The 5,299-nt window shown below is 42.4% G+C and carries 4 protein-coding genes and 1 pseudogene; 1 reads left to right on the top strand and 4 read right to left on the bottom strand.

Annotation, left to right across the window (positions count from 1 at the left end; translation table 11 throughout):
- From J6O61_RS19795 to J6O61_RS19150, 3 genes are all read right to left on the bottom strand, one after another.
- Window positions 1–142: hypothetical protein (locus J6O61_RS19795; protein WP_442861717.1), on the bottom strand; the 142-nt coding region annotated here is incomplete at its 3' end.
- A 55-nt stretch (window positions 143–197) separates the two neighbouring features.
- Window positions 198–2,540 carry a glycoside hydrolase family 2 TIM barrel-domain containing protein gene (locus tag J6O61_RS19155; protein WP_292215912.1) on the bottom strand — a complete coding sequence of 781 codons (2,343 nt, stop codon included), beginning with the start codon at window positions 2,538–2,540 and terminating at the stop codon, window positions 198–200.
- 53 nt (window positions 2,541–2,593) lie between these two features.
- Window positions 2,594–3,943 (bottom strand): MFS transporter, encoded by a 1,350-nt coding sequence (locus tag J6O61_RS19150; protein WP_292215911.1) that lies wholly within the window; start codon window positions 3,941–3,943, stop codon window positions 2,594–2,596.
- A gap of 131 nt (window positions 3,944–4,074) precedes the next feature.
- Between J6O61_RS19150 and J6O61_RS19145 the strand changes: the two genes are divergently transcribed.
- Entirely contained in the window at window positions 4,075–4,872 is a 798-nt protein-coding gene (locus tag J6O61_RS19145; RefSeq protein ID WP_292215910.1) for an AraC family transcriptional regulator, read from the top strand.
- Window position 4,873: 1 nt separating this feature from the next.
- On the opposite strand, the pseudogene J6O61_RS19140 reads toward J6O61_RS19145, so the two are convergent.
- Window positions 4,874–5,299, bottom strand: a pseudogene (locus tag J6O61_RS19140) (hypothetical protein); the annotation flags it as partial.

Raw genomic sequence — 5,299 nt, 5'->3', positions numbered from 1 at the left:
TAACTTCTTCATCACGTACGCAGACAATCTGATATGCGCTTTGTTCTTTTCCACCTTCACAATTCCAATAAAACTTAGGGCTTGTGTTAACAAGCCCTATGGGATTTATCAGATAGTCGATTTTTAAATTAGTCGCTCGCATATTAGCTCACCTTGACTTATAAGATATGGGTTAAACACCTGTTTTTTCATAGTTGTCATATCTTCTTTACCTGCTCTTCATTGCCTGAAGAAACCTTAATGAAACATACATCATTGGATGTCTTTCTTACTATAGCCTGTGATCTGCCATAATAAGTCGAATACTCACCCTTCGTGAAATCTTCTTTTGTACAGGGATTTGCACTTCCAAAGCCCAGAAGTTCTCCGCCTTCTACATAGACCTTAAGCGCTCTGTCAGCGTTAGACTCTACAATGCCATCCTTATCCTGGATGTTTATATTGATATATGCAATATCCCCGGCCTCATACTTTTCTTTCTCAGGCACAATACAAACTCCCGCCTCAGATGCTGAATGCAGGGAATTCATGGCGATTTTGTTTCCATTTTCATCGTAGGATATGGCTGTCAGTTCTCCTGCTGAATACTTTGTCTTGAAAAATGCCTTGTAATCCTTTATCTTCTTGCGACCAAGGGATTTCCCGTTCAACAGCAATTCAACCTGACATGCATCAGCAAAGACTTCAACTTCCGCCTTGTTTCCGTCGCAATCTTTCCAGGACCAGCTCTCAATTGCATTGGTTCCGCGCCAAACAGATTTAGATACACGCACTCCCGGGTGATTGACAGGCCTTACGCCTATGACAGGCTTATTTGTGATATGCCAGATAACCTTTGCAAAGCCGGCACTCGCATCAGGGTTGCCCAGAATATCTATTACTCCGGCGCCTCCCAAAACCCATGGATATGGCCTGTTGAAGGGCATACCACCTGTATATGACCATGCGCCAAGTCCTGCTTCTCCGATATAGTCCCATGCAGTCCACATGAAATCACCGATAAGATACGGATATTTCTTCACCATGTCCCAGTTTTTGCCCAGTTCATATGGAAATGTTTCGCTGCCAACCACAACTCTGTCAGGATGCTTTTCTCCTTCCATAGGATACCTGCCGTTCGCATAGTTGTAGCCTGCAATATCAAGAGCATCCAAAATAGGTGTAGTAAGCTTATCTACCTTGTCGGAATTTCCGGCTTTGTTCATGCCGGGGCCTATAAATGTGGCCATTGTATTGAAAATCAGGCTGGCGTTTTTGGACTTTCCATCATCATCCTTATTAACTGCCTGCTCTTTATCCACATTGTCATACTGGCCTTTTCCCTTGGCATAATTGCTCATGATCATGAGATTCATGCCACCGGTAACTGCTCTTGAGGAATCGATAGATTTAACAAAGTCAATGATCTCTTTTCCCTGCTTAACACCGTCAGGCTTGCCGGGTTCAGAAACCTCATTTCCTATGGAATACATGATGACTGATGGATGATTAAAATCTCTTTCAACCATTGCTCTTACATCAGACCGCCAGCATTCCTTGAAATCCATTCCGTAGTCATACTTAGTCTTACGCACATACCACATGTCAAAAGCTTCGTCCATGACATACATTCCGTAATGGTCGCATGCTTCAAGCATCGCTGTAGATGCAGGATTATGGGAAGATCTGATGGCATTAAAGCCCTGTTCCTTCAGGATCCTGACTCTGCGCCATTCACTCTCGGGAAGGCTTGCTGCCCCAATAACACCATTATCATGATGAACACATCCACCTCGTAGAAGCGTATTCACACCATTTATGAAAAGACCTTTATTACTCCAGGTTACTTTGCGAATGCCAAAGCGCTCTGTTACCTCGTCTACAATCTGCCCATCGCATTCAAGCGTAACTACAGCCTCATAAAGCTCCGGAGTATCCTCCGACCAAAGCTTTGCGTTATCAATAACCACCTCTGAATCATTTCCACAGGTATTAGCAATAACAACGCCATCCTTCACGATGTCTGTACTGATATTGCCCTCGTCTGCATCCACCTGTACTCGCAGTCTGGCAGGATTAATATCTAAAGTTGTTATTCTTACTCCACGGAATGCGATATGTCTTTTCCCTCCTATAACAAGAGAAACCGGACGATAGATTCCCCCGCCGGAATACCATCTTGAGTTTGGAAGCTTGGAATTATCTGCTGAGACCTTTATTACATTATCTTCGCCATAATTAAGGACATCATCCAGATCAAAAGTAAACGGTGTATATCCGTATTTATGCTCTCCAAGCTTTTTGCCGTTCAGTTCCACTGCACAATTGCGATATACGCCCTCAAACAGAATTTCTACATGAGAATCCTTCCATTCTGCCGGCGCTTCGAAATACTTCTCATATTCATAGATATTTCCTACAAAATATCCATGTCCGCTGCCTCCCGGAGAATCAGATCTTCTGCCATCCAAAAGCTGGGCATCATGAGGCAAAGTGAGCTCCACAGGTTCTCTGTCTTTTGTTTTAAAACTCCAGTTTTCGTTAAAATCGACTTTCTTCATATTCTTACTCCGACTTTTCTCTGATTATGTCTCTATAGTACTATCCTCGTGTTTTAATGCATATTCTGCTCTTTCTCGAGCTCCGGAAGCATTCCGTCTACTTTGTAGAACATCATCATTATCGCAATTGCTGCAAAAACAATTACAGGAATCATTCCTATCAAAAATCTGATCATAAACAGTGCGCTGTCCGGCTGCGTGGTTAATGTACCGTCATAATTGCCCAGCTGAAGTAGCCATCCTACCATTCCAAGACCAAGGGCTCCGCCAATCTTACCCAAAAATCCTTTGATCGCACCGATGGTTCCGTCCATTCTCTTTTTGCTGATGTGAGCATTGTAAGTACCACAATCCAACATCATCAGATCTGTTAAATAAGTTATTGGAAGTGATGCAAATCCCATAAATACAAAGCCCAATAAAACCGTTCCATAGTTATGATAACAGAAGAATAAGAGAAGGCCGGCTATTATGTACGCAATACAACCAACCTGAACCAGCATGCTCTTAGTTGTTTTCTTCATGATTGCCGGAAAAACAAACAGCAGAGGCAGTGCAACCATTCCTATAGCACTTGCTGAGCTCATTTTTGTAATATCACCCATTACCCAGGTAAAGAAATATGAATTAATTCCCATTCCTGACACTAACATGTATCCAAAATACATAAATCCAACCATCCAAACATATGGATTGTTCTTCAATACTGAAAATACGTCTGAAAGCTTTACTTCTTCATGCTCGGAAGCATCTACAACCTGCACAGTTTCTTTTACAAAGAAGAATCTCATTATTCCGATCAATCCTGCAGGCAGTGCAATCAACAATATCATTGTACTCCAGCCTTGTGGGGAAGTTGCTATATTTGCCATCATAATAGGGAAAGCAACGTTGATCGCAATAGAAGCAAGCATGATTACTATTCCGCCAAAAGAAGCAAGCTTAACTCTCTGATTATTGGTTCCAAAAGCCCTGATCATATATGGATTCTGACATGCAGATAAAAGAGTGGTACATACACTGTTTATCAGTATTCTACATACCAGGATCCATGCTGCCTTAACAGCAAGGCTTGCTCCTGCCGGTGTTGAATACATTAAAAATGTCAGTATCCATTCAGCAACGATTGCCCACTCGTAGGGACGACCTTTACCCCATCTGGTATTAGTCCTGTCAACCAGATATCCTGCAAACAAGTCAGTGATAGCATCGATTACCGTACTTACTGCTAGAAGTGTTCCCACCAGAGCAGGGGGCATCCCCAGAGCATCGGTACAATAAATAGCTACAAAGCTTACAACAATGAAGTTGATCGCTGCTGATGCACCTCTGCTTTGCCACGCCCAGAATTTACCGATCCCAATCTTATCCGGGTTTGCTGTGTTTGTATTGTTGTTTTTCATTTCACACCTCCGAAAATAGTTCTCCGTCTTTGTTAATCTCATAATACGTCCGGTGAAGAGATTGGTATATCGTTTATTTTGTATTTTTATCGTTTATTTTACTTTTGGGGAATAGATGTTATATTTTGGGTATGAAGACGACTAACAATGCAAAAATTAAATTCTACTCTGACCGTTTGCAGGCATATTTACTGGATTATTCAGATGACGGACTTCAGAGACATACCATGGCTGAGGAAGAAGCGATTTTCAAGCAGATAGAAAACGGAGATATTTCTGCCCTTGAGGATCGTTTAAATACCGCAGACATTAATATCGAAATATATAATCGTGTAGGAAAAATGGCTGATAAGCCTATAAAGAGTATTGAATATATGACTTGTATTTCGATTGCGCTTGCATCAAGAGCTGCAGTCAGGGGAGGCGTTGACTTAGACACAGCATATACGCTTACAGATGTATTTCTGCGTTCTTTGGAAAAGTGTCATACCATCGATGAAATACTAAATATTCAAATAGATGCCTTTTACATCTTCACGGAACAGGTTAACCAAACGAAATTGCGTCGCAGCAACTACGCCTATATTGAAAATGCCAAGGCTTACATAGAGAATCATTTAAACCGAAAGTTCACACTTACAGAACTGGCAGCCGATTTAGGCCTTAATCCCTCCTATCTTTCAAGACGTTTTACTAAGGAAGAAGGCATTGGCATACAGGAATATGCAAGAAAAAAGAGAATCGAAGCTGCAAAAAACATGCTCCGATTCTCTGATGTTCCTATCAGACGAATTTCGTCATATTTATGTTTTCCATCCCAAAGCTATTTTGGAGATATCTTTAAGAAGTACACCGGCATGACACCACAGGCTTACCGAAACTGGCAGCATACCGAGAACGATCCGTTCAGCACCCCAAGAGAGCTTTAAATCAGGCATCTATAGTGCCATCAACCAAAAAGTCTTTTACCTTATCCATGATCCACTTAAGATTTGATAAATCCTCCATCGGGTCATCAGTCTCCAGAGAATGATTAGCTCTTTCTACCTTGTACAAAGGCAATTCCAGCTCCGCGCACTTCTCTTCCGCGATTGCTGTGTCGCACCAGGGATCGGCAAGCCCGCGAAAGACAATGCCTGAGCCCTTTCTGACCCTGTCAAAAGTTTGCGGAACCGGCGTAAACACCACCTGTCTGGCGCCAACTTCAAGCTCGCTGTCGAAGTATGCAGCAAGCGCTGTGCCTATACTCTTTCCCACGAATACTACGTCTTCATATCGGTCAAAAGACATTTCTCCAAGCTGCTCTTTTATCTGCGAAACCGCCATTTTGAAGGCTTCCTTCATGCGGGCCTTGTC

Source organism: Butyrivibrio sp., assembly GCF_017635265.1.
In the GTDB taxonomy this organism is placed as follows: domain Bacteria; phylum Bacillota; class Clostridia; order Lachnospirales; family Lachnospiraceae; genus Butyrivibrio.
This window is presented reverse-complemented; position numbering and strand designations above follow the sequence as displayed.